Genomic DNA, 22,659 nt, shown 5'->3' with positions numbered 1-22,659 from the left:
TGCATGCCTCGTTCCATCTGGTCCGGTTCCATCAGCTTCGGGATGGTGAACATCCCGGTCAAAGTGCTCACCGCTGTCCGTGACCACAGCATTCATCTGCACATGCTAAGCAAGGATGGATCGTGTCGACTCCGGCGCAAGCTCTACTGTCCGGACACCGGCGAAGAGTATGACTTCAAGGACACGGCCCGCGGTTACGAGGTGGCCCCTTCGCAGTACGTCATACTCAAGGACGAGGAACTCGATCAACTCAAGCCTGAAGGCGGCCGTACGATCGACATTTCGGATTTCGTCAACCTCGAAACGATTGATCCGATCTACTTCAATCGCAGTTATTACTTGACGCCGGCCGAGGGTGGGGGAAAGGCGTACAAGCTGCTGGTGGATGCGATGTCGAAGGCGGGCTCGCTCGCGATTGCGCAGATGGTGATGCGTCAGAAGCAGTACCTTGTGGCGATTCAGGTGGCCGACGAAGCGTTGATCATGCACACGATGCACTATGCTGACGAGGTGCAGGGAATGGACGAAATTGCCGACGACCTGCCGCGCGACATCAAGCCGACGAAGAAGGAAGTCGAAGCGGCCCAGCAGTTGATCGACACCATGACCGGCGAGTTTGACCCCGCGCAGTACCAGGACGATTACCAGCAACAGGTTCGCGAGTTGATTGAAAGCAAGGCGGAAGGTGAAGGCGTCAAAGAAGTCGCGGAAGATGCGGATGAAGAAATCCCGCCGACCTTTGATCTCATGGAAGCGCTGAAGCAGTCGGTGAAAGAAAAGAGCGGCAAAAAGAAGACCAGCAAGAAGCCCAGTAAAAAATCGAACAAGAAGTCCAAAAAGGCCAGCACACGTTCACGCAAATCTGCATGACCTGAATCACGCAGCGGGTCACATGGCACGGCGGATGGTCGCGACAAGCTGGTCGGCCGGGCCGCCTTTGCTCAGGTAATACTTCGCGCCGGCTCTACGGATCGCTTCCGCCATTTCCGCATCCTCATGCATCGACAACCCGATCACACTGATATGGGGCAGCTTCGATACGATTTGCCTGGTTGCTTCAATGCCGTTCAAACGTGGCATGCTGATGTCCATGATCACCACGTCGGGCGTGTGCTGCAGGGCTTGTTCGACCGCCTCTTGCCCGTCGTTGGCTTCGGCGACCACCTTGATGTCCGGTTCGTCTTCAAGCAGGCTCATCAATCCTTGGCGCATAATCTTGTGATCGTCTGCGAGCAGCACGCGTATAATCGCGGTACGGCCGGACAGGTACGATGAATCGACAGCGAAGCGTGCAGCGGTCATGGTGTTTCGACTTCCGTTGGTTGCAATGGCAGCAGTAGTGTGATTGTAGTCCCTTTCTCGGGCTGGCTGTCCACGGTCATTTTTCCATCCAGCAGTTCCACGCGTTCGCGGACGTTGAAAAGGCCGAAGCCGCTATCGTCATGATGCGATTCGAAGACGACATCCTGGTCGAAGCCTCGGCCGCGATCGGCCACCCGGATCTGAAGATACTTCTCGTCGGCACGATCCAGGTAAACCTCCGCCTGATGAACGCCGCTGTGCTTGGCCGCGTTAAACAACAGTTCCCGCACGGACTGGAATACCATAACCCGTAATTGCTCATCTGCAGGGCTGATCGACTCATTTATTTTCAGTTCGACATGCAGTTCATAATTGTCCCTCATCCAGCGTGCCAGCCACTTGATGGCATCGGCCAGTGTTCCCTCGTAGAGGATCCGCGGGCTTAATTCGGCGGTCAGGCTACGCGATGTTTCAATGGACTGCGCCAATAGATCTTCAACATGGCGAAGTGAATCGCGCAGCTTCGGCTCTTCAATCCGGCCGACGAGCATGCTGAGTTGCATCCGGCCCGCTGCCAGCAGTTGCTGAAGATTGTCGTGGAGTATTTCCGCCAACCGACGTCGTTCGCGCTGTTCGACCCGGCTTAATTCCGCGGCCATGGCGCGCAACTGCGACACGCGCCGCTCGACTTCCGCGGTCCGTTCGGCGACACGCTGCTCAAGGGTCTGATTAAGCCGCTGTAATTGCTGCTCAGCCTGCTTACGCTGGGTAATGTCAACCATGGCCGCCAGCGCGCCGCGAACCTGGCCATGCTCATCGTACAGCGGCGTGGCGTTGCCCAGAAGATGGCGAACCGTGCCATCATCAAAATGGACCTCGATTTCGTCTTCCGACACCGGCTCGCCACGCGCGGCGCGTTGCACAGGCAGTTGCTCGCCCGGCAACTCGACGCCACCTTTGCATACCCGGAAGTGTGCCGGCCGCTGCGGCGCGTCCGCCGTCTTGGAGAGGTTCGCATCGGGTGGCAGGCGCAGAAACTCATGGGCATAGCGGCTGCCGGTGATCCGCTTCCCCTCCGGATCATGGGCCACGAACACCACGGCCGGCACGGCGTCCATCAGCGCCTTGAACTCCTCGGCCCGCGCACGCTGCTGGCGTTCACTTTCGCGCAGCGCGTCTTCCGCTTTCTTACGCTCGGTCAGGTCCACGCCCTGCGTGAATATGCCCGTGATCGTGCCGTCCGCGTCACGTAATGGCTGATATACGAAATCCAGCCATCGCTGCTCTATCTCGCCAGATTCGCGTTGCAGAACGACACGCATATCCTGCCCAACGTAGGTTTCCCCTGTCTTATAAACGTGATCGAGAAGCTCGAAAAAGCCCTGTCCCGCGAGGTCGGGAAAGACGTCCCGCACCGCCCGCCCGATCAGTTCGCGCTTGCCAACGAGTTGCTGGTACCACTCGTTGGCCCGTTCGAAGACATGGTCCGGTCCATGCACAATGCACATGAACGAGGGCGCGTACTGAAAGATCTCCGCCAGTCGCTCCTGCTCGAGCTGAACCTCGCGAAACAGTCGCTCACCCTCTTGCTCGGCTCGCTTCTGCTGCGTAATGTCGGTGAAAAGCAGCGCGACCTTTCGTTCCTGTGGATCGCCAACACGAAAGGCATACACATTGAACCACCGGCCCATCGCTTCCGACCCCTGCGTAAAACGGGTCGCTTGCCCGGTGACAGCGACGCGGCCGTAAATCTCGATCCAATGCTCTTCCAGATTCGGGATGATCTCGCGCGCCGTTTTGCCCACGCCGTTGATAATCCCCGTGTGTTTCTCAAAGGCGGGATTGGCTTCCACAAAGCGATAATCGATCGGCTTATGCTGGTCATCAAAAAGCAATTCGAGGACGCAAAACGCTTCGTCAATCGATTCGAACAACTGGCGGTAGCGCTGCTCACTTTCTTTCAGCGCCCGCTGGGCTTGGCGCTGTCGGCTGATGTCGCGAAACACCAGCACGGTCCCGACAAGATGACCGTGGCTATCGCGGATCGGCGCACCGCTGTCGTCAATGGGGACCTCTCGCCCGTCTTTGCTCAGCAGGATGGTGTGGTTCGCCAGCCCGACGACTCGCCCTTCGCGGAGCACGCGCGTCACCGGGCTTTCAACTTCTTTTCGGTGCGTCTCGTTGACGATGCGGAACACCTGCCTGCTGTCGAGGCCGACCGCTTCTTTTAGCGACCATCCGGTGAGTTGTTCCGCGACGTTGTTCATCAAGGTGATGTGGCCATGTTCATCGGTGGCGATGATTGCGTCGCCGATGCTCATCACGGTGGCCTCGAACCAGCGTCGCTGCTGGCGGAGCGCCTCCTCGTGGTGGTCGCGCTGCCGCAGGGCCTGCTCGCGGGCGGTCACATCCTGGAGCAGCACGATCGCCCCGGCCCGCCCCGGTGCGACCTCCACCGCCATGGCCGAGAGTTCCAGAAACTGGGGTAGGCCCTTGATCAGCGAGCGATCGAATGTACGTCCGGTGATCAACGCGGAAGCGCGGACCGCTTCCTCGAGGTACTGCTGAACCTGCTCGCGCTCGGGGGAGGCAAACAGCCGCGCCAGCGGTTGGCCGAGCGAATGACGTTCCGACGCACCGAGCAACTGCTGGGCATGGCGGTTCCAGCCGTAAATGCCCCCTTGGTGATCCACCGTCACGACGCCGATCGGGGCCTGGTCCAGCAGGCGACTGAAGTGGTTGGCGATCTGCGGAGGCGCGATCGCCTTGCTGAGGCTCTGATTCATCACGGCGGCGGTCTGGGCGAATCGCTGGCGCCGTTGACGTCGCTCGGCCGCCTCGACCACCAGCTCGGCGACCGTGCCCGGCTGCTCGCCGTTCACACAGCGGACATCTTCACCCAGGAAAGGCGTGAACTGCAGCGCTTTTTGCAGGGCATTGATGGTCGAGCTTTCCGCCAGAATCACCACCGACAGGCTCCGGTCGAGCCGGTGCAGCCGCTGGGTCCACTGAAGCGGATTCTCAACCGGGGCGCCTACCACCACCGTCGCGATCTGCGCCGGGTCCGATTCGACCAGATCCCGCAGTGTGTGCGGATCCTCCAGCGTTGACACGTGCAGGGCCGTTTGTTGCTGCACGTGCTGCTCAATGTTCAGGGGAACCTGTAGCAAGACGATTCTGGACATATACGAGCAATCGGGAAGCAGGGCATCTGGCTACGACGTTACGCCGAAGGCGAGCCGCAGTTGAATATCATAGAACTTACCTGCGATCGTACGACCCGGTCGCAGAATTAATCGCTCAGCAGTGGCAGGTCGAGCAGGCTCCGTCCGACCCAGGTCCAGAGCAGATCCGTGGTGGGAGCCATCACATGCGCGGCCCGGGCGTCGCGAAGCAACTGACCCAGGCGGCTGTGTTCGCGGTAGGCGGTGCCCCCGCAGAGAGTCATGGCCTCGTTCGCCACATGCACGGCGCTTTGGCCGACTTCCGCTTTGGCCGACAGCATTGCCGGCAGCGCCTGCTCTTCGCCGGCATCACCGGCGGCGGCGGCATGGTAGGCCAGCCGACGGGTCCGCTCGACTTCACCCCATAGCTGCCCCAGCCGGTGCTGGAGCACGGGCTGGTCGGCTACGGTTCGCCCACTGTGGCTGTACTGGCGTTTGCGCATGTGCTGGCGAGCCTCCTCCAGGGCCGCCGAGGCGATGCCCAGGTATGTGCCCGTCATCGCCATCAGGAAGTAGGGAGCAATGACGTTAAAGACGTACCAGAGCTGCTCACCTTCCTCGCCGAGCAGATTCTCAGCAGGCAGCGATACATCGTTCAGGTCCATGGTGGTCGAGGCGTTGCCGCGCATCCCCAGCCCGTCCCAAGGCTGGCCCCAGACGACGCCGTCCGCGTCAGAAGGAACAACCACGCACGAGAACATGCCCGGCGGGGCATCTGCTTCAGCCGCGACCGCCGACAGGACGTAGGAGTCGCAGTGCCCGGCACCGGTGACAAACGCCTTGCGGCCGTGAACACGGTAGCCCTGTTCATGATGCTCAATCTGGGTTTCGGCAAGCCAGAGGTGTGAGCCCGTGCCTGGTTCGCTCAGCGCCAGGGTGGTCAGATGCTCACCACGGCAGATGGGCTCAAGGAGCTGGCTGTGCTGCTGGTCGGTGTGCTTGGCGGTGATGGCCGCTGTGCCGACGCAGTGCATCCCGAAACACAGCCCGGTGGAGGGGCAGGCTCGCCCGAGGATTTCGCAAACCTGGAGAAGGCCGAGCATCCCGTAGCCAAGCCCACCCGCCGAGACCGGGGCCACCAGCCCACCCAGCCCCGCAGCCTGAATCGCTCGCAGTCCCGGTTCCGGCCAAGCAGCCTCCTGATCGACCCGAGACGCGTCCGGCTCCACCACATCCCGAACGATAGATTGCGTCTGCTCGAGAATATCGATTTGTGCCACGCTCAACTGATTCATTTTAATCAGACCTGCCCGAGGATAGTAGGTAGGTTATCCGTCTCCGTGTCTTGCGAAAAAGGATACGCAAAGCATTATAGCTGCACAACATAGTGAGGTTGTCTCCTTTACGCCCGTAGCGGATCGCCGCCCCGTGCGTGGCTCGAAGGCTCGGCCCTCACTATGGTTGTACGACGCCAGGCAATATCTGGACGTACTGGCTACGGACCGCTATGAGCGCAACGGCGTGGCCTGGCTTGGGTGGGCCGCAGATCTGCGGCCTGTGGCGGTTGATTCTCAGTGAACGTGTATGGCAAATCCTGCTGGGCTTGGCCTGCAACGGATCGGGGGTATGCTGTGGCCATGCGCGACACACCATTCCATGCCGGGCTCGTGATGGTCTTTTTTCTGTCGTGCCTGCTGCCAGGCTTCGCATGGGGCCAGCAGGTGGGGCTGCAACTGGATCGGCCGAGCGAGCGCGAGTTCGTGGTCGATCATGCCGACCTGCTCTCGGCGGATGACGTGCAACGCATCCAGCAGGTCGCTGACACGCTGTTGACCGAGACGGCCATTCCGCTGTTCGTCGTCACCATCAACCGCAAGGCCGACCACGGCGGCGGCAACCTTCGCATCGGCGGCTTCGCCCACCTGCTCTACGACCAGTGGGGCATCGGCCACGAAGAGATCGACGGCCAGCCGTGGAATAAGGGCATCCTGCTGCTCGTCTCGCACGGCGACCGCTCAGCCCGCATCGAACTCGGCGGCGGGTTCGGCCGACAGTTCGACCAAGAGGCGCAACAGATCATGGACCAGCAGATCGTGCCATACTTCCAACGTGATGACTACCCCGGCGGCATCCTCGCCGGTGTCGAGGCGTTGGACCGCATGGCCCGCGGTGAAGGCGTGTCACAACTTGCCACACTCCAGGCTCAGGCCCAGTGGTGGCACGGCTTGGTCGTGATCGGTGTGATCGGCCTGTTCGTGTTTACCGCCGTTTCGCTGCACCGCTCGGGCCGACACGGCTGGGCGGCGGTGATGTGGATCGCCCTCGGCGGCATCCTGTTCATGCTGCTGCGCAATGCGGCACGAAACAGCGGCCGCGGCCGAGGTGGCGGCTTCGGCGGGGGTGGCTTTGGCGGCGGAAGTTCCGGCGGCGGCGGGGCGACGGGCCGATGGTAGGGCGTCGCGCTACGGTCCAACTACCGTCCGGTGCAGGTGACCAGCAATCTTGCAGCGAAGCAGGCAGTGTTGTGTGGCGATATCCAACGCACACCACCGCGACAAGCCCAGGCAGCACAGTCGTCACCGTTTGCCTTTCCCGGCCGAAAGACGCTTGTGATCAGTTGCTGACTCGCGAGGGTGTTCGCGGGTGATGCGGTACACGCATCGTCGGCCACCTTGAACAATATGCTCAGTTCTTGTGACCTGCACATCGCTGCCAAGAACCTCATCGAACAGTTCCAGTTCGTTACGGCACAGGCTGGTGCAGTTCTTCGCCACCGCACAGATCGGGCAATGTTTTTCGATCAACTCATAGTCGCCATCGTCCCGACGTTGAACCTCGGCCATGTATCCTTCGCGTGTGCGAATGGCAGCAAGCGCTCGTAACCGAGCGGGCAGGGTGTTCTTGTTCTTCATCTGCGCCAGATATGCCTGCTTCTGTTGTTGCTTTCGCACATCGAGAATTCTGTCCAACCCCTGGTTGCCGAACGCACGCTGCATGGAATCGACCAGATTCAGGGTCAGTTCCGCGTAGCCGGCCGGGAACAAGTCGTTCGCGGCTTCCGTCAACGTCCAGACCTGGGCAGGACGCCCCATCGGGCGAGGCTCTTCAGTGAAACGCACCAACCCCTGCTCGTGCAAGTCCTTCAGGTGCAGCCGTACAGCCATCGCGGTCAGCTCCAGCCGTTCGGAAAGGGTCGCCACATCCAATGCCCCTTCTTGCTTGAGCAAGCGTACAAGCGCCTGGCGGGTGCGGGTTTTCGCAGAATTGTCTCGGTTTGCAGCCATGATTACAAAGTAAATATTTTTCTTGACAAAGTCAATGGGCGCCGAGACACTTACATTCGATAGGTTTTACTTTCGGATGTTAAGAAAGGCAGCGGCCATCATGGCATCAAGCAAAACAGTAGGCAGGCAAGTCACGGTCGTTGCCATCGTCGGCAGTCTCCGACGTGGCAGCCACACCCGCATGGCCTTGGAGGTCGCTTTGCAGGGAGCTGCGGAAGCCGGCGCGCGAACCCAGTTGATCGATCTGAGGCAGTACCAACTCGCATTCGCCGACGGAGAGGCAGAGGAAGGCCAACAGCCAGAAGGTCTGCGTCGGCTACGCCGTGACGTCAGTCAGGCTGATGGCATCATCCTTGGCACGCCCGAATACCACGGCAGCTTTAGCGGCGTGCTCAAAAATACACTGGACCTGATGGGTTTCGATGAGCTGGAGAACAAAATGATCGGCCTCGTGGGTGTATCCGGCGGCGCGATGGGGGCGACGCAGGCACTGGCTGACCTTCGGCACGTGGCCCGTGCGTTGCACGCCTGGGTGGTCCCTCAGCAGGGGGCGGTGCCGCAGGCTTATCAAGCGTTTGATGAATCGGGCAGGCCGCTCGATCCTGCGATGGAGCAGCGACTCAAATCGGTGGGGCAGCAGGTGGTTCGATATGCCTCGCTGCATGTCGGCGAACGCCTTCAAGAGAGCGATCATGAAACGGCGTACGTGAGCGACCAGCCCCCCGCAATGCAGTCGTAGTAAAGTGCATGGGCAGGCGGTGGCGGTCGCATCAGGCAATCGTTCGTGAAGCGGCAGCGATAACGTCACAGCGACTCAAGTACACGATACAGGAGAACGAGCCGTTGGATCTCAACGCCTACATGGAACGGATCGGCCTCGAAGCGTCGATCGAGCCTACGCGTGAACTGCTGGTCGCCATGCACCGGGCGCATGTGATGTCGATCCCTTTCGAGAATATTGACGTCCTGGTGGGACGCACGCCCTCATTACATCTGAATGACATTTTCGGAAAACTCGTGCAACGCCGTCGTGGCGGCTACTGCTACGAACACAATCTGCTGTTGGCGGCGGCGCTCGAACGGGTCGGCTTTCAAGTCGAACGACTGCTTGCACGCGTGTACAAGTCCTCGGATGAAATCGCACCGCGGACGCACATGCTGTTACGCGTGACCCTCCCCGAATCGGATGATGAGCAGGTGTGGCTTGCCGATGCCGGGCTTGGCGTGCTGCGCCCTCTCGATCCACTCCCGTGGCGCGACGGAGCGGTTTCGCAACAGCACGGGTGGCGTTACAGGCTCGAGGTCGAAGCGAATGGGGTGTGGCGACTTCACCTGCATGAAGCGGAAGGCTGGCGTGAGCTCTATCGGTTCGCCTTGGAGACGCAGCACCCGGCCGACTACGAAATGTCCAACTATTACACAGCCACCCATCCAGGTTCGCCGTTTGTGAGTCGGCTGCTCGTCGCAAATGTGAGCCCGCAGCGGCGAATGCTGTTGCGCGACATGCAATTGACCGAATTCACCGATGCGGATCACAAGAAGACTTGGAGCATTCGCCCTGAGGGCTTGAACGTGTGCCTGGCGGAGTACTTCGGAATGACACTGTCCGACGTGGAACTGGATGCGCTTCGCAAGCAACTTGAAATGAAACAGTTGGCGACTGATCAAAAGTCTGAGGGAATACAGTCCGGATGAGTTGTGGCGATTACTTGAGCGTAACGAGACGCTGCGGGCTATGCCTGCCTCACAGCGGCACGCTGTCGATGATGCGACAGGCTCCCATACCCCGTGTCGAGCGCGAGCATCACGAAGTCGTCGCAGCCTCGGCCGACCGATTCAGCCCGTTCCGCTGAGCTTCCGGACCGTGTGATCGAACCCGCGCACCATCCCCATCAGCATCGCGTACACGATGCCGCTGTAGCCCACCGCCGCGATGCCTGCCGCCGCCGCCAGCCCCATGCGCGACATCCCCTCATTGCCCGCGAACCCCGCCACGTGTTCGTACGGGTTGATCACCATCATCACATTCGTCGCCGGGCTGAACGCATTGAGCACCGGCCCGACAAACGCCACGCTCGCCGCCGCCTGCACGCCGCACAAACCCAGCACCAGCGCGAGCACGCCCACAATCCCCACCGTCGGCACCACGGCCCCGAGCACGCCGCGTGCCTTGATCGACCAGCTCATCCCCGCCATCACGCACAACGCCACGAACGGCACGAGCATTGCCAGCAGCAGCAGCGGCGCCTCCGGCAACACCATTGGCGCCTGCGTCGTCACCCGTCCGCCGCCGGCCGTCACCCCCGAGTACGTCCACGTCGCCTGCTCCCAACCCATCGCCGGGCCCGCCAGCGAATACACCGCCACCATCGCCAGCGTCAGCACCGGCAAGGCAATCAGCAGCGACAGAAAACTCACCACCCCCCGCAACTTTCCCCAGATATAAAACCGCGGCGTGATCGGCGTCGTCAACATCAGATCCAGCGTGCCATCTTCCCGCTCCTTACTCACCGCGCCCGCGCTCATGTAGATCGCCACCATCGTCACCACCGCCACCTCCAGCAGCAGCAGCGTCAACAACGCCGCGTGGAACAGCTCATGCGCCGGCATCGGCCGACCGCCCGGCCCCGGCACGATCGGCAGCGCCTCAAAGTGATACGCTGCCAGCAGCCCCGCCCCCGCGCCCAACGCCAGCACCGCGAAACCCCACCGCGCCGCGATCCCCGACATCACCTTCCCGCGCGTGTTTGCCTCCCGCCACGCCACCGGGTTCTGCCATACGTCGCGCCCCGGCCGCCGCCGCTCGCCACCGCCTTCCGCCACCGGCAAACGCAGCTTCCGCTTCAGCCATCGCAACCACCTCGGCTCGCCCAGCCCCAGGCTCGGCAACTGCCGCAGCACCAGCGATGACACCACCATCAACACCGCGCTGCCCAGCAGACTCAGCACCGCAAACGCCGCGAACGGCCGACCGAGGTAAAACCGCAACAACCACGGCAGATCACCCGTCACCTCCGGCCCCGGCGCGCGGTAGTTCGCACTGTTCAGCGACGCTTCCAGCACGAGCAGCGGATGCAACGGCGTCAACCACGTGGTGCTGTCCGCCGCCGCCGCGACCCGCCGCAGCAGTACCACGTCCAGCGCATACGCCCCAATCAGGTACGCGCCGACCGCCACCACGAACATGAACACCGCCTTCCGCCCGCCCGCCCGCAGCACGGAGATCGTCACCGCCACCGCGCCCACGCTGATCGCGGTGAGCGCCGCCACGGCGAACGCGACAAACACCGACGCGATCGGCACACCGCCGAACACCAGCAGCACCGCGAACAACGGCAGCCCGCTCAGCAGCAACGCCAATATGAAAAACAGCCGACCCAGTAGCGACCCGAGCACGATCTGCAGGTTGCTCATCGGCGTTGTCAGCAGAATGTCGAAGGTCTGGCCTTGCTGCTCGCGTCCGATCGCCCCGGCCATGAACAGCGGCGCAAGCAGACACACAAGAATCACCTGCCCATACGCCACGATGCCGAACACCCACGTGCCCGACTTCGCCAGGTCCGTCAGGCTCACCTGCGGCTGCATGCCCCCGCCCGAAAGCAACCCCACCAGCACCAGCGCAATCAACGCCCCGAGGTACCCCATCCGCACCCACAGATGCTGTGCCCGACGCGACCCGCCCTGCACGATGCGCGCAATCATCGGATTGCCCGGCCCCAACGTCCAAACCCACCGGTAGATCGCATGCATCGCCAGATCATACCCGCCCACTACCGCCGCGGCATCACCGTTTGAACGCAGATGGACACAGCATGGCCGCCGATGTGAGTCGCCGACCCGTCACAACCGCGTCGCCACGCGCGCCGAATTTTATAAGGATTCCCCATCCAACTCGGGCTCTGTACGTGAAGCTGAAGCCCACGGCTTGAAGCCGTGGGTCTCCATCGCACCCGAGATTCACGTCCGCTCCGTATTACTCACCGAGCACAAGTCGCGGTCGGCCGAGGCGTTCGTGAATCAACGCATGAATCTGATCAAGCAGGCCAGACGTCGCCTCGGGATCGTGCGCGACAGTCATATCGCCCGACAGTCGGCTGGGGCCGATGCGGTCGTCAAAGCCGTCCGCCGCATCAGCGAGATGAGCCTTCGCGTCCAGCAGCCGAACACGCAACGTATCGCGTCCGAGTCGATCGCGGGGAAAGACAAACCCCGCAGCACTGTAGATGGCGACGGGCGATGCCTCGCCTTCGCCGAAGATGATGTAGTGCATCGTCGCATTCGTAGCGGAAGATTCCAACGGCGTCGCGCCGGCACGCGGCACCCAGTGCAGCCGAACGACCATCGCCTTCGTTGGCTGCTCGGCCGGGCCGCGCAGCAAAATCATCGTGGCGCTGGATTCATCATCCTGACGATACATGCCGCTGTCGAAACGCGCGTCGATACGCTCGCTGCGGTCGGCGACACTTCGCATCTGCACATTGCTGCGGGTCTGACTCGCGTTGCAGCCGACCATCAACATCGGCAGCGTCAACAGCATCAAGGCGAGCAGGGCTACATCAAGCCGCCGACGGGTGAGCGCCGAGGCAACGGTGGACGGACGACAAAAGATCACTTGCTTGCATCCTCCGCGACCGGCTGCTGGGCAGGCTCGGCCTTGCTGTCGCCCGCGTCGTCGGCCGGCGCGGTGTCGGGTGTCAGATCGGCGGCAGGATCGACGTCGGCCGCTCGCGCCTCGGCCTTGTCCAGCAGGGCCTGGCTTTGCTTGTCCGTCTCGATCTGACGATCTTCCGCCATCGGCGCCAGCGTCAGCCCCAGGCTCGTCAGCGCGTCCCGCTCCACGATCGACCGCAGCTGCTCGCGCGGGATGCTCGGCAGATGCGTCCCCTGCGTAAACGTGTTCACCGAATACATCGTGACGATCGCCTTCTCCGGCTGGCAGAACGGAAAATGGCTGCCAAAGAAAAGCTGATTCATCACACCCTGCTGATGCGCCAGCAGCAACGCGTTGTACAGCGGCCAGGGCTGGAGGATCAACTCGCCCACTTCCGCGAAAACAGTCGGATGCTTGCCCACGAGCGTCAATCCCTGGTCGACCCAGGGGTAGCCCAGCGAGCCGAGCAGGATCTTGAGGTTCGGGAAGCTGCGGGCGACTTCGTCGAGCAGGGCGGGCTGGCCGAACTCCATCCTCGCGTCGCGGGCCATCGCTGTGCTCGTGTCGAACATGACCGGCACGTTGCGTGCTTCGCAGGCTTCGTACAGCGGCATCGCCCGCGAGTCGGCAGGGTGGAAGCCCTGCGCCGCCGGCTTGAGCACCACGCCGCGCAGCCCCATGTCGATCGCCGTTTCCAGTTCGTACACCGGGCGCGGCTCCATCGGGTCGATCCCCGCGAAGCCGACGAGTCGATCGGGTGCTCGCTGAACGTATTCGGCGATGCGCTGGTTGGGGATCTCCGCCCCGATGAGCTTGCTCTTGAAGCCGAGCACAAAAGCGGCGGTGACCGGTGCGATCGCCAGTTCGTGAGCGTCCGCCGAGGCGGCAGGGCGATCCCACGGCTCACTACGGCGCTGGCGCAGGCGATCTGCCGCCGAGCCGAGCTGGTCCAGCGAGTCCCAGATGCGTGTATGGACGTCTATAATCATGGCTGTCAGGTCCGATTTTCGACCTCAGCGTAACGGGTCGGTTCGCCGACGCTCCCCCGCAGGGCCGGCGCAGTGTAAGCGTACCAGTTTAACCGGAAAAGACTCTCGCGTCGCATCGCTGCTGACCCGCGAGCCCTGCCCCCTTGTAGCCCACGGATTGAATCCGTGGGCTTCCGCCCTCATCCATCGAGCCCAAGTTCTGCACAACACCCCCTTGTGTCAAACCTGCAAAAATTGTCTTGCACCATGCCATATCGTCGATACAATGAGTGACTTATGAACCCCTGCCTCACCCAGACCGGCCTGATTCGAATTGCCATTATTGCTTCCTGCAAGCCATAGGCCGGGCCATCGTCTATCCGAAACACCACGACGAGCCCTGCCTGGCAGGGCTTTTTTTATGCACACACGACCGACACAATCCATACAACCCACATTAGCAAACCCGGAACGCCTGCCATGACTCACGCCAACAACGCCCGCCAGCCCGCACGCAACGATCGGCCACGCGTGGAAATCTACGACACCACCCTCCGCGACGGCACGCAAGGCCTCGGCGTCGCGCTCAGCCTCGTCGACAAGCTCAAGATCACACGCATGCTCGACGACATCGGCGTCGACTACATCGAAGGCGGCTATCCGCTGAGCAACCCCAAAGACGTCGCCTACTTCGAAGAGGCACAGAAGCTCAAGCTCAAGCACGCAAAGGTCTGCGCCTTCGGCATGACCCGCCGCAAGGGCATCTCGCCCGGCGACGACCCGGGCATGAAGGCCCTCGTCGAAGCGGCCACGCCGGTGATCACCATCGTCGGCAAAACGTGGGACCTCCACGTGGACGAAGTGCTCCGCGTCAGCCGGGATGAAAACCTCGCCATGATCCGCGAGTCGCTGGACTACTGCCGTAAGCACAACCCCGACGGCGACACGGTCCTCTACGACGCCGAGCACTTTTTCGACGGCTACAAGGCCAACCCCGCCTACGCGCTCGACACGCTCCGCGCCGCACTCGACGGCGGCGCCCAGCGCCTCGTGCTCTGTGACACCAACGGCGGCGCGCTGCCGGCGTGGATCACCCAGGCAGTACGCGAAATCCGCGACGCCCTCGGACAGGACACGCCCCTTGGCATCCACGTGCACAACGACGGCGGCCTCGCGGTCGCCAACACCCTCGCCGCGGTCGAAGTCGGCTGCGATCATGTGCAGGGCACGATCAACGGCATCGGCGAACGCTGCGGCAACGTCGACCTGCTCAGCGTCATCGCCAACCTCGAACTGAAGCTCGGCTACCAATGCATCGCCGAGGGAGCCGTCCAGCGGCTGACCGAAACCTCACGCGTCGTCTACGAACTGGCCAACCTCAACCTCGTGCACGGCCAGCCTTTCGTCGGCTCGGCGGCGTTCGCGCATAAGGGCGGCATGCACGTCCACGCCGTGCAACGCATCGCCCACAGCTACGAGCACATCGACCCCGCCAGCGTCGGCAACGAACGGCAGATCCTCGTCAGCGAACTCGCCGGCGCGAGCAACATCGCCGCGACCATCGGCGACAAGTTCGACCTTGCAGACAAACGCGACATCCAACGCAAGGTGCTCGAACGCGTCCAGGACCTCGAACATCAGGGCTATCAATTCGAAGCCGCCCGCGCCAGCTTCGAACTGCTCGTCCGCGAGGTGCTCGGCCAACGCCCCGACCTCTGGCAACTCGACCACTACCGCTGCGTCATCCTCAAACGCAACGGCGAAGTCACCAGCACGGAAGCCACCGTGAAACTCGAAATCGACGGCGAAACCGAACACCGCGTCGCGGAAGGCGACGGCCCGGTCAACGCCCTCGACGGCGCATTGCGCAAATGCCTCCGCCCACACCACCCACGCATCGACGACCTGCACCTGACCGACTACAAGGTCCGCGTGGTCAACCCCACTGCGGAGTCGGCGGCGAAGGTACGCGTCATGGCTGAGTTCACCATCCGTGGCGACGGCCCGACGGAAACATTCACCACCATCGGCGTCAACGAAAACATCGTCGACGCAAGCTGGCAGGCCCTTGCCGACGCGTTCGCATACCACCTGATCGAAATCCGAGAGGATGCGCAAGTTGCAGGCAGCGCAACATAAGTCGCACTGCCCTGGACGCTTGTTTGACGATTGCGTAAAGCCCTACGAATCGAAATCAAGCGCACGCAATTCCGCGTCCGCCTTCAACGGGCCCGCGACCGCGACGTGCTCCGGATGATCCGCGTACACCTTCAGCGCATCGCGCGACGTGAGCGTGACCAGCAGTCCGTGCGTAAACCCGCCGCTGCGGTCGGTGAAGTTTTCACCCACCGCGAGCTTTTCAATGCCGGGCACTTTCCCCTTCAGCGATCGCAAGCCGTCGAGGTGTTCCCGCTTGCGGGCCTCGCTTACGTCATCGTTGAATTTGATCCACACCATATGCTCAACAGCCATCACGATGCTCCTTCTCACGAGCCGACCCGGCCGCATCATCGGCCGGCCGCTCGTGGTTATCCTTTGACCTTCTCAATAATGTTCGTCGTGCTGCGCCCTTCAACCAGCGGCACGAGCACGACCTCGCCCCCATAGCTTTCGACCACTTCATGCCCGACCACCTGCTCGCGCGTGTAGTCCGCGCCCTTGACCAGCGCGTCTGGCCGAATCGTCTCGATCAGATCCATCGGCGTATCGTCATCAAACACGACGACATAGTCGACGCTTTCCAGCTCGCTGAGCACGAGCACGCGATCGTCGAGCTGATTCACCGGCCGCTGCGGGCCTTTCAGTCGGCGGATCGAGTCGTCACTGTTCACACCCACGATCAACAGGTCGCCGTGCCGGGCAGCATGGCGAAGGTACTGCACATGCCCCGCATGGAGAATATCGAAGCAGCCGTTGGTGAATGCAATGCGCTTACCCTGCTTGCGATGGGCCGCCAGCTCCGGCAGCAGATGTTCCAGTCGGCGAAGCTTGCCCGAAGCATGATCATTTTGAAGCAGGCTCAACAGCACTTCTTCAAGGGTGATCGGCACAACACCGAACTTCTCCACCTCCAGCCCGGCCGCGGTGTTCGCAAGCGCCACCGACTGCCGCCAATCCGCACCGTTCGCCCGCGCCGCGGCGAGCATCGCAAGCACCATGTCGCCCGCGCCTGTCACGTCGTACACCTGCCGCGCCACCGTCGGCACGAGCTGCGGCTGATCATCCGCCTCCAGCAGCAACGCCCCCGCCTTGTCCAGCGTCAGCACGATCGTATCCAACGCGCACTGCTGCTTGAGCGATCGCGCCATGGCGGTGAGCGCTTCGAGGTCATTGCCCACATCCTGTCGATGCGTCGCGCGCTCGGCCTCCGTGCGGTTGGGCGTGATGCATGTCGCACCGCGATATTTGCTGTAATCGTCGATCGCCGCCGGGTCCACCAGCACCGGCACGCCGCGCCGCTTCGCCCGCTCGATCAACCCCTGGCAGGCGGCTCGGCTGAGCACGCCCTTGTTGTAGTCTTCCAGGCAAAGCATGTCCGCGCCGACGAGCAGTTGGTCCGCCATGTCGAGCAGCTGCTTGATCGCCTCCTCGCTCATCGGCGACTTGTCTTCCGTATCCACGCGAAACATCTTCTGCGGATGCCGATGCTGCGCCAGCCCGACGAAGTTGTGTTTAACAGTGGTGGGGCGGTTGCTGTCGATCACCAGACCCTGCGTATCGCAGCCCGCCTCTTCAAGTGCCTCCCGCATCTCCAGGCCCGCCGCATCGTCGCCGACCACACTCAGCGTAGCCACGTCGCATTGCAGCGCCCGCAGGTCGAGGCAGACATTCGCCGCGCCGCCCGCCTTCGCCTCTTCGCGCACGATCGCCAGCACCGGCACCGGCGCGTCCGGCGAAAGCCGCTCGGCATTGCCATACGCATACCGGTCGAGCATGAAGTCGCCCGCCACCACGATGCGCTTCGGCTTCCACCGATCCAGCAGACTGATCAGTTCACGTGTCGCCAAAGTAGGCCTCATCATTCATATTAACCGCGATGCGAAACGGCTTGCGGCTCGAACATCTCCGTCAGCAGTGTATCGACCGCCGCGTCCCCGTCGAGAAACTGCATCGCCAGCACCGGCCGAAGCACCGGCATCGGCAGCCCATGCCCCGCCACCAGCGATCGCCACTTCACCCAGTCTTTCTCCGTCGTCACCACCGCCTCGGCTCCGCGAAGCTCCGCCTCCCGCAGCATGTCGGTCAACTCGTCATGCCGGTATGCATGATGATCGCCCAACGCCATCACCCCCGGATACGCCTCGCGCGATGTCGCCGACGTCGCCAGCGAACTCGCATGCTCCGCCAGTCGGCCAGCGAAACTCGCCGGGTTGCCGATGCCGCACACGCCCAGCACTTTCAACGACTGCAACCGTTCCACCGGCCACGGCACGTCGTCCGCATCCCGCAGAGACGTCCACCGATGCGCCGCGTGCGCCACCGCCGGCTTCCCCGTCAGCCGACGGATTCGCTCGTCCAGCACCGCCCGTTCGCCGTCGTCCACCTGGTCGGCTCGCGTGACGATGACCCCGTCGGCCCGTCGCAGGTTCTGCACCGGCTCGCGCAGCAAGCCGCGCGGCAGCAGATACCCATAGCCGAACGGGTTCGTCGCATCGACCAGCACCACGTCCCGATCACGCCCCGCACGTCGATGTTGAAAGCCATCGTCGAGCACGAAACAGTCTACTGCCGGGTCACGCACGATCGCCGACTTCGCTCCGCGCACCCGATCCGGGTCCGCGATCACCAGCGTCGTCGGCTTGTTGTCGCCATTGGCGGTCGCGATCGCGCCCAGCGTGTCCTGCAACTCCATCGTTTCATCATCGCCATACCCGCGCATCAGCACCGCCGGCCGATGCCCACTCGCGAGCAGGCGACGGACGAATTCAATCACCATCGGCGTCTTGCCCGTGCCGCCCGCGGTGATGTTGCCCACGCTCACCGTCGGTCGACCCAGCGGCGTCACACGCTTGAGCCCACGATTGAACGCCACGTTGCGCAACTGAACCGCAGCGCCGTACCCCGCCGCCGCCGCCGTCAGCCCCGGCCGCGCCAGTCGCCCGGCAACGCTGCGGTCCCGGCCGCTGAGAATGGCATGCAGACGTGGCGTATCCATCCATCATCCCAGTTAGACCAGTTAGCCGCGAAGCGCAGCGGAGCGTGCTTCGTGAATCAGAAAGTCCACGAAACGCGCTCCGCATACGCTTCGCGGCTAACGTTTTCCTCGTTACGCCAGTTCCGGGAACGTGTCGCGGACGACCTTGACCAGTTCCTTCACATGGCTGATCGACTCGTCCATCAGCTTCTTTTCGTCGCCGTCGAGGTCGATCTCGATGATCTTCTCAACGCCATCTTTGCCCAGCAGGGCGGGCACGCCGACGAAGTAGCCGCCCACGCCATACTCCTTGTCGCAATACGCGGCGGAGGGGATGATGCGCTTCTTGTCTTTGACGATGGCTTCGACCATCTGGATGACGCCGGAGGCGGGGGCGTAGTAGGCGCTGGTGCCCATGAGCTTGACGATTTCGCCGCCGCCGACCTTCGCGCGTTCGACGCAGGCGTTGATTTTCTCGTCGCTCATCAGTTGCTGCACCGGGATGCCGTGCACGCTGGTGTAGCGTGGCAGGGGGACCATGTCGTCGCCGTGGCCGCCAAGCAGCAGGGCTTGAATGTCTTCGACCGACACGCCGAGTTCCATGGCGATGAACGTGCGGTAGCGGGCGACGTCGAGCGCCCCCGCCTGGCCGACGATCTGGTTGGTCGGGAAGCCCGTGCTCTTCCACGCGGTGTAGACCATCGCGTCCAGCGGGTTGCTCACGACGATGACGATCGCCTTGGGCGCGTGCTGCTTGATGTTCTCGCTGACGCTGTTGACGATCTTCACGTTGGTCGCGATCAGGTCGTCTCGGCTCATGCCCGGCTTGCGTGGGATGCCAGCCGTCACGACCACCACGTCGCTGTCCGCGATGTCGGCGTAGTCGCTCGTCCCGGTGATGTTGCAGTCGAACCGCTCGATGGGCGAGCACTCAAGCAGGTCGAGCATCTTGCCCTTGACCACGTCTTCCTGCTGCGGGATGTCGAGCACGACGATATCGCCCAGCTCTTTGCTCGCGGCCCACAGTGCACAGCTCGCACCGACATTACCCCCGCCGATCACCGAAATCTTTGCTCGTCTTGGCATGATCCACCTTCTTGGTTTGGGACTCGAATATCACCCCCGCCGGCTTGAAACCCATCATAGGAAAAAGCGACAGCACTGCACAAAAACCGCAAGCCCACGGATTGAATCCGTGGGCTTCACCCCCATTGTGGTACATTGCCGCATGTCATCCGCCCATTCCCCGAGAGCCCACCAGCCATGAGCCAATTGCCCCCGCCCCCGCCACCTGTTGCTGCCGAAACCTCCGGCAAGGCCGTTGCCGCTCTGGTCTGCTCCATCGTCGGCTTCTTCACCTGCCCGATCATCCTGCATGTCCTGGGCATCATCCTCGGCAACATGGCATTGGGCGAAATCCGCCTTTCACACGGCCGACTCACCGGCGAAGGCGTCGCCCGCGCCGGCGTCATCATCGGCTGGATCGGCCTCGCCCTCGTCCTGCTGACGTTCTGCCTCATGATGACCGCCGCTTTCGCCTCGGTCTTGCTCGGCGGCCGGTAAATCAGCCCATCTTGGAAACGGAACGCCCCATGGTCGACTTTCAGTTCGTCACCCCAATCCTCCGCGTCCAAGACCTGTCCGCCAGCGTTGACTACTACGTCGACAAGCTCGGCTTCGAGAAAAAATGGACGTGGGGCGACCCCGCCACCTTCGGCTGTGTCGCACGCGGCGAGATCGAAATCTTCCTCTGCCAAGGCAGTCAGGGCCAGCCCGGCATGTGGATGTCGATCTTCGTCGATGATGTCGATACCCTGCACGCGCAGTACCAGGCCAGCGGCGCCATGATCCGTCAGGCCCCCATCAACTGCCCATGGGGCACGCGCGAGATGAACGTGGAAGACATCGACGGCCACCGTCTGCGCATGAGCGGCGAATCCACCGGCGAACCCGACGGCGTCCCATTGCGCGAAGATTGACGTTAGAATCCCCGCCGTGAGTGAAACCCAACCGAACAACCTGGAAGGCGAGCTGCTCGTCGGCGATGCAAAAATCGCCATCGTCACCGCCCGCTTCAACGAGTTTATCACCAAGGCCCTGCTCGACTCGGCGGTAAACCACTGGACCCGCCTCGGCGGATCGGCCGACCGGCTGACGACCGCATGGGTGCCCGGCAGCTTTGAGTTGCCCGTCGCCGCGAAGAAGCTGGCCGAGTCCGGTGAATACCAGGCCGTCATCTGCCTCGGCTGCGTGATCCGCGGCGAGACAGACCACTATGATCACGTCGTCGAGCAGACCGCCAAGGGCATCCGCGAAGTGGGCACGCAGACCGGCGTGCCTTGCATCTTCGGCGTGATCACCTGCGAAACGCTCGAACAGGCCATCCACCGCGCCGGCGCCAAACTGGGCAACCAGGGCGGCAAGGCCATGATGGCTGCGATCGAAATGGCCAACCTGCTCAAGAAAATCTAAACCCCCACAAAGCCCAGGCATAGCCATGCCTGGGCGTTAAACCATGAACAAACCCCGCGACATCCGACGACTTGCCATGCAGGTGCTCTACCAGATGGACGTCACCCGCGAGCACGACCGCGCCGCCCTCGCCGCGAGCATTGACGACGAGTACGACGCCGAACCCGTGCGAAACCACGGCCTGGACCTCGCGATTCAAGCCTGGGACAGCCACCGCGACGCCGACGCCGCCGTCAGCAGCCTCACCCCCGACTGGCCCACGCATCGTCAGCCCCCGGTCGACCGCGCGATCCTCCGCCTGGCTTACCATGAAATCGTGTCGGGCCACGCCCCCTACAAGGTCGCCATCAACGAAGCCGTCGAGCTGGCCAAGCACTACGCCAGCGAGTCCAGTCCGCCTTTCATCAACGGCGTCCTCGACAAGCTCGCCAAGCAGCTCGATAGCGAAGGCCGACTGCCCACGGTCAAACAACCCGACCCGCCCGAATCGCCCGACGCCTGGCTGAGCGACGCCGAGGACCGGTGAGGTCGTACCCAGAATCGCTAATTTCTAATTGCTGATTGCTAATTTGGGAACCCTCGCCGATGCTGTCCGCAATTAGCGATCAGCAATCAGCAATTAGAAATTCCGCCCGATCCGGCTTCCCCAACTAGAAACTCGAAACCAGGAACCAGAAACCACCCCACCCCTCAGTCCGCTACAATCCCCCACCATGGGCCTATTCAAAGCCACATTCGACAAACTCAAGGAAGGGTTGGCCAAGACACGCGCCAGCTCCACCGCGACGTTCCGCACCATCCTCTCCGGCAAGCCGTTGAGCAAAGAGCTCCTGCACGAGCTGGAGCGGGCCATGATCCAGGCGGACATCGGCATCCGCACCGCCATCGAAATCCGCAAGGACCTCGAAGCCGCCTGGGAGCGTGGCGAGATCATGCAGGGCGACGAAGCCCTCACCTTCCTCAAAGAGCAGATCCAGGCGTACTACCCGGAGATCGACCGCCGCATCCAGTTCGCCCAGTCGAGCAACGGCCAGAAGGTGCCCACCGTCATCCTCGTGGCCGGCATCAACGGCGCGGGCAAGACCACCAGCATCGCCAAGATCGCTAACAGCCTGCGCAGCGAGGGCAAGAGCGTCATGCTCGCGGCCTGCGACACGTTCCGCGCCGCCGCGGTCGAGCAACTCGAAATCTGGTCGCAACGGCTCGGCGTGGATGTCATCAAGGGCAAGCAGGGCGGCGACCCCGCAGCCGTCGCCTTCGATGCCGCCGAGGCCGCGCTCGCCCGCGGCGTCGATGTGCTGCTCGTCGACACCGCCGGCCGACTGCACACGCAAGAGCACCTGATGCGCCAGCTCACCAAAATCCGCAACGTACTCGGCAAGAAGATCGAGGGCGCACCGCACGAAGTCATCCTCGTCATCGACGCCACCACGGGGCAGAACGGCATCAACCAGGCCAAGATCTTCACCGAAGCCACCGACGTCACCGGCCTCTTCCTCGCCAAGCTCGACGGCACTGCCCGCGGCGGCATCGTCATCGCCATCCGCGAACAACTGAACATCCCCGTCAAATTCGTCGGCGTCGGCGAAACCCCCGACGATGTCGAAGCCTTCGAGCCCGACAAATTCGTCGAAGCCATGTTCACCGCCTGACCCACCATTCGCCCCCTTAGCCGCGAAGCGCC

General features: G+C 62.7%; 21 protein-coding genes. 10 read left to right on the top strand and 11 right to left on the bottom strand.

Annotated features, from left to right (window positions below):
* The first annotated feature begins 3 nt into the window (after nt 1-3).
* Nucleotides 4-870, top strand: a complete 867-nt coding sequence (locus tag ACERK3_06280) for a Ku protein (GenBank protein ID MFA9477902.1) — start codon at nt 4-6, stop codon at nt 868-870.
* Nucleotides 871-888: 18 nt separating this feature from the next.
* Here the strand turns inward: ACERK3_06280 and ACERK3_06275 are convergent, their stop codons facing one another.
* From ACERK3_06275 to ACERK3_06265, 3 genes are all read right to left on the bottom strand, one after another.
* Entirely contained in the window at nt 889-1,302 is a 414-nt protein-coding gene (locus tag ACERK3_06275; GenBank protein MFA9477901.1) for a response regulator transcription factor, read from the bottom strand.
* Complete coding sequence (locus ACERK3_06270) at nt 1,299-4,439, bottom strand: PAS domain S-box protein (protein MFA9477900.1); 3,141 nt, start codon at nt 4,437-4,439, stop codon at nt 1,299-1,301. The genes ACERK3_06275 and ACERK3_06270 overlap by 4 nt, the downstream gene beginning before the upstream one ends.
* Before the next feature lie 155 nt (nt 4,440-4,594).
* Entirely contained in the window at nt 4,595-5,746 is a 1,152-nt protein-coding gene (locus ACERK3_06265) for an acyl-CoA dehydrogenase family protein (protein MFA9477899.1), read from the bottom strand.
* A 357-nt stretch (nt 5,747-6,103) separates the two neighbouring features.
* On the opposite strand from ACERK3_06265, the gene ACERK3_06260 reads away from it, so the two are divergent.
* Nucleotides 6,104-6,919 carry a YgcG family protein gene (locus tag ACERK3_06260; protein ID MFA9477898.1) on the top strand — a complete coding sequence of 272 codons (816 nt, stop codon included), beginning with the start codon at nt 6,104-6,106 and terminating at the stop codon, nt 6,917-6,919.
* Between the two features lie 123 nt (nt 6,920-7,042).
* Here ACERK3_06260 and ACERK3_06255 read toward each other — a convergent pair whose 3' ends face one another.
* A complete protein-coding gene (locus ACERK3_06255; protein MFA9477897.1) occupies nt 7,043-7,750 on the bottom strand; it encodes a helix-turn-helix transcriptional regulator in 708 nt (235 codons plus the stop codon).
* Between the two features lie 100 nt (nt 7,751-7,850).
* On the opposite strand from ACERK3_06255, the gene ACERK3_06250 reads away from it, so the two are divergent.
* Together ACERK3_06250 and ACERK3_06245 are read left to right on the top strand one after the other, a co-directional pair.
* Complete coding sequence (locus ACERK3_06250; GenBank protein ID MFA9477896.1) at nt 7,851-8,489, top strand: NADPH-dependent FMN reductase; 639 nt, start codon at nt 7,851-7,853, stop codon at nt 8,487-8,489.
* Nucleotides 8,490-8,593: 104 nt separating this feature from the next.
* The gene (locus ACERK3_06245) at nt 8,594-9,445 is read left to right on the top strand and encodes an arylamine N-acetyltransferase (protein MFA9477895.1); all 852 of its coding nucleotides are present in this window, start codon (nt 8,594-8,596) and stop codon (nt 9,443-9,445) included.
* 141 nt (nt 9,446-9,586) lie between these two features.
* Here ACERK3_06245 and ACERK3_06240 read toward each other — a convergent pair whose 3' ends face one another.
* The 3 genes from ACERK3_06240 to ACERK3_06230 all read right to left on the bottom strand — a co-directional run bounded on the left by ACERK3_06240 (nt 9,587) and on the right by ACERK3_06230 (nt 13,390).
* Nucleotides 9,587-11,500, bottom strand: coding sequence for an ABC transporter permease (locus tag ACERK3_06240; protein ID MFA9477894.1), 1,914 nt, complete (start codon nt 11,498-11,500; stop codon nt 9,587-9,589).
* A 223-nt stretch (nt 11,501-11,723) separates the two neighbouring features.
* Nucleotides 11,724-12,362, bottom strand: a complete 639-nt coding sequence (locus ACERK3_06235; GenBank protein MFA9477893.1) for a hypothetical protein — start codon at nt 12,360-12,362, stop codon at nt 11,724-11,726.
* Nucleotides 12,359-13,390, bottom strand: a complete 1,032-nt coding sequence (locus ACERK3_06230) for an amidohydrolase family protein (protein MFA9477892.1) — start codon at nt 13,388-13,390, stop codon at nt 12,359-12,361. The genes ACERK3_06235 and ACERK3_06230 overlap by 4 nt, the downstream gene beginning before the upstream one ends.
* A 459-nt stretch (nt 13,391-13,849) precedes the next feature.
* Between ACERK3_06230 and cimA the strand changes: the two genes are divergently transcribed.
* Nucleotides 13,850-15,508, top strand: a complete 1,659-nt coding sequence (gene cimA / locus ACERK3_06225) for a citramalate synthase (GenBank protein MFA9477891.1) — start codon at nt 13,850-13,852, stop codon at nt 15,506-15,508.
* Nucleotides 15,509-15,550: 42 nt separating this feature from the next.
* On the opposite strand, the gene ACERK3_06220 is transcribed toward cimA, so the two are convergent.
* From ACERK3_06220 to mdh, 4 genes are all read right to left on the bottom strand, one after another.
* A complete protein-coding gene (locus ACERK3_06220; protein ID MFA9477890.1) occupies nt 15,551-15,841 on the bottom strand; it encodes a Dabb family protein in 291 nt (96 codons plus the stop codon).
* A 56-nt stretch (nt 15,842-15,897) separates the two neighbouring features.
* A complete protein-coding gene (rfaE2, locus tag ACERK3_06215) occupies nt 15,898-17,376 on the bottom strand; it encodes a D-glycero-beta-D-manno-heptose 1-phosphate adenylyltransferase (protein ID MFA9477889.1) in 1,479 nt (492 codons plus the stop codon).
* Nucleotides 17,377-17,396: 20 nt separating this feature from the next.
* Nucleotides 17,397-18,524: a tetraacyldisaccharide 4'-kinase gene (lpxK, locus tag ACERK3_06210; protein ID MFA9477888.1), complete on the bottom strand. Its 1,128-nt coding sequence runs from the start codon at nt 18,522-18,524 to the stop codon at nt 17,397-17,399.
* A 111-nt stretch (nt 18,525-18,635) separates the two neighbouring features.
* Complete coding sequence (gene mdh, locus ACERK3_06205) at nt 18,636-19,589, bottom strand: malate dehydrogenase (protein MFA9477887.1); 954 nt, start codon at nt 19,587-19,589, stop codon at nt 18,636-18,638.
* 177 nt (nt 19,590-19,766) lie between these two features.
* Between mdh and ACERK3_06200 the strand changes: the two genes are divergently transcribed.
* From ACERK3_06200 to ftsY, 5 genes are all read left to right on the top strand, one after another.
* Nucleotides 19,767-20,066: a DUF4190 domain-containing protein gene (locus tag ACERK3_06200; protein ID MFA9477886.1), complete on the top strand. Its 300-nt coding sequence runs from the start codon at nt 19,767-19,769 to the stop codon at nt 20,064-20,066.
* Nucleotides 20,067-20,095: 29 nt separating this feature from the next.
* On the top strand, nt 20,096-20,482 hold the full coding sequence (locus ACERK3_06195) for a bleomycin resistance family protein (GenBank protein ID MFA9477885.1): 387 nt from the start codon (nt 20,096-20,098) through the stop codon (nt 20,480-20,482).
* Between the two features lie 16 nt (nt 20,483-20,498).
* Nucleotides 20,499-20,975 (top strand): 6,7-dimethyl-8-ribityllumazine synthase, encoded by a 477-nt coding sequence (gene ribH / locus ACERK3_06190; protein MFA9477884.1) that lies wholly within the window; start codon nt 20,499-20,501, stop codon nt 20,973-20,975.
* Between the two features lie 43 nt (nt 20,976-21,018).
* Nucleotides 21,019-21,501 carry a transcription antitermination factor NusB gene (nusB, locus tag ACERK3_06185; protein ID MFA9477883.1) on the top strand — a complete coding sequence of 161 codons (483 nt, stop codon included), beginning with the start codon at nt 21,019-21,021 and terminating at the stop codon, nt 21,499-21,501.
* Nucleotides 21,502-21,688: 187 nt separating this feature from the next.
* A complete protein-coding gene (gene ftsY, locus ACERK3_06180; protein MFA9477882.1) occupies nt 21,689-22,627 on the top strand; it encodes a signal recognition particle-docking protein FtsY in 939 nt (312 codons plus the stop codon).
* Nucleotides 22,628-22,659 lie beyond the last annotated feature (32 nt).

The organism is Phycisphaerales bacterium AB-hyl4 (assembly GCA_041821185.1).
Taxonomy (GTDB): domain Bacteria; phylum Planctomycetota; class Phycisphaerae; order Phycisphaerales; family Phycisphaeraceae; genus Natronomicrosphaera; species Natronomicrosphaera hydrolytica.
This window is presented reverse-complemented; position numbering and strand designations above follow the sequence as displayed.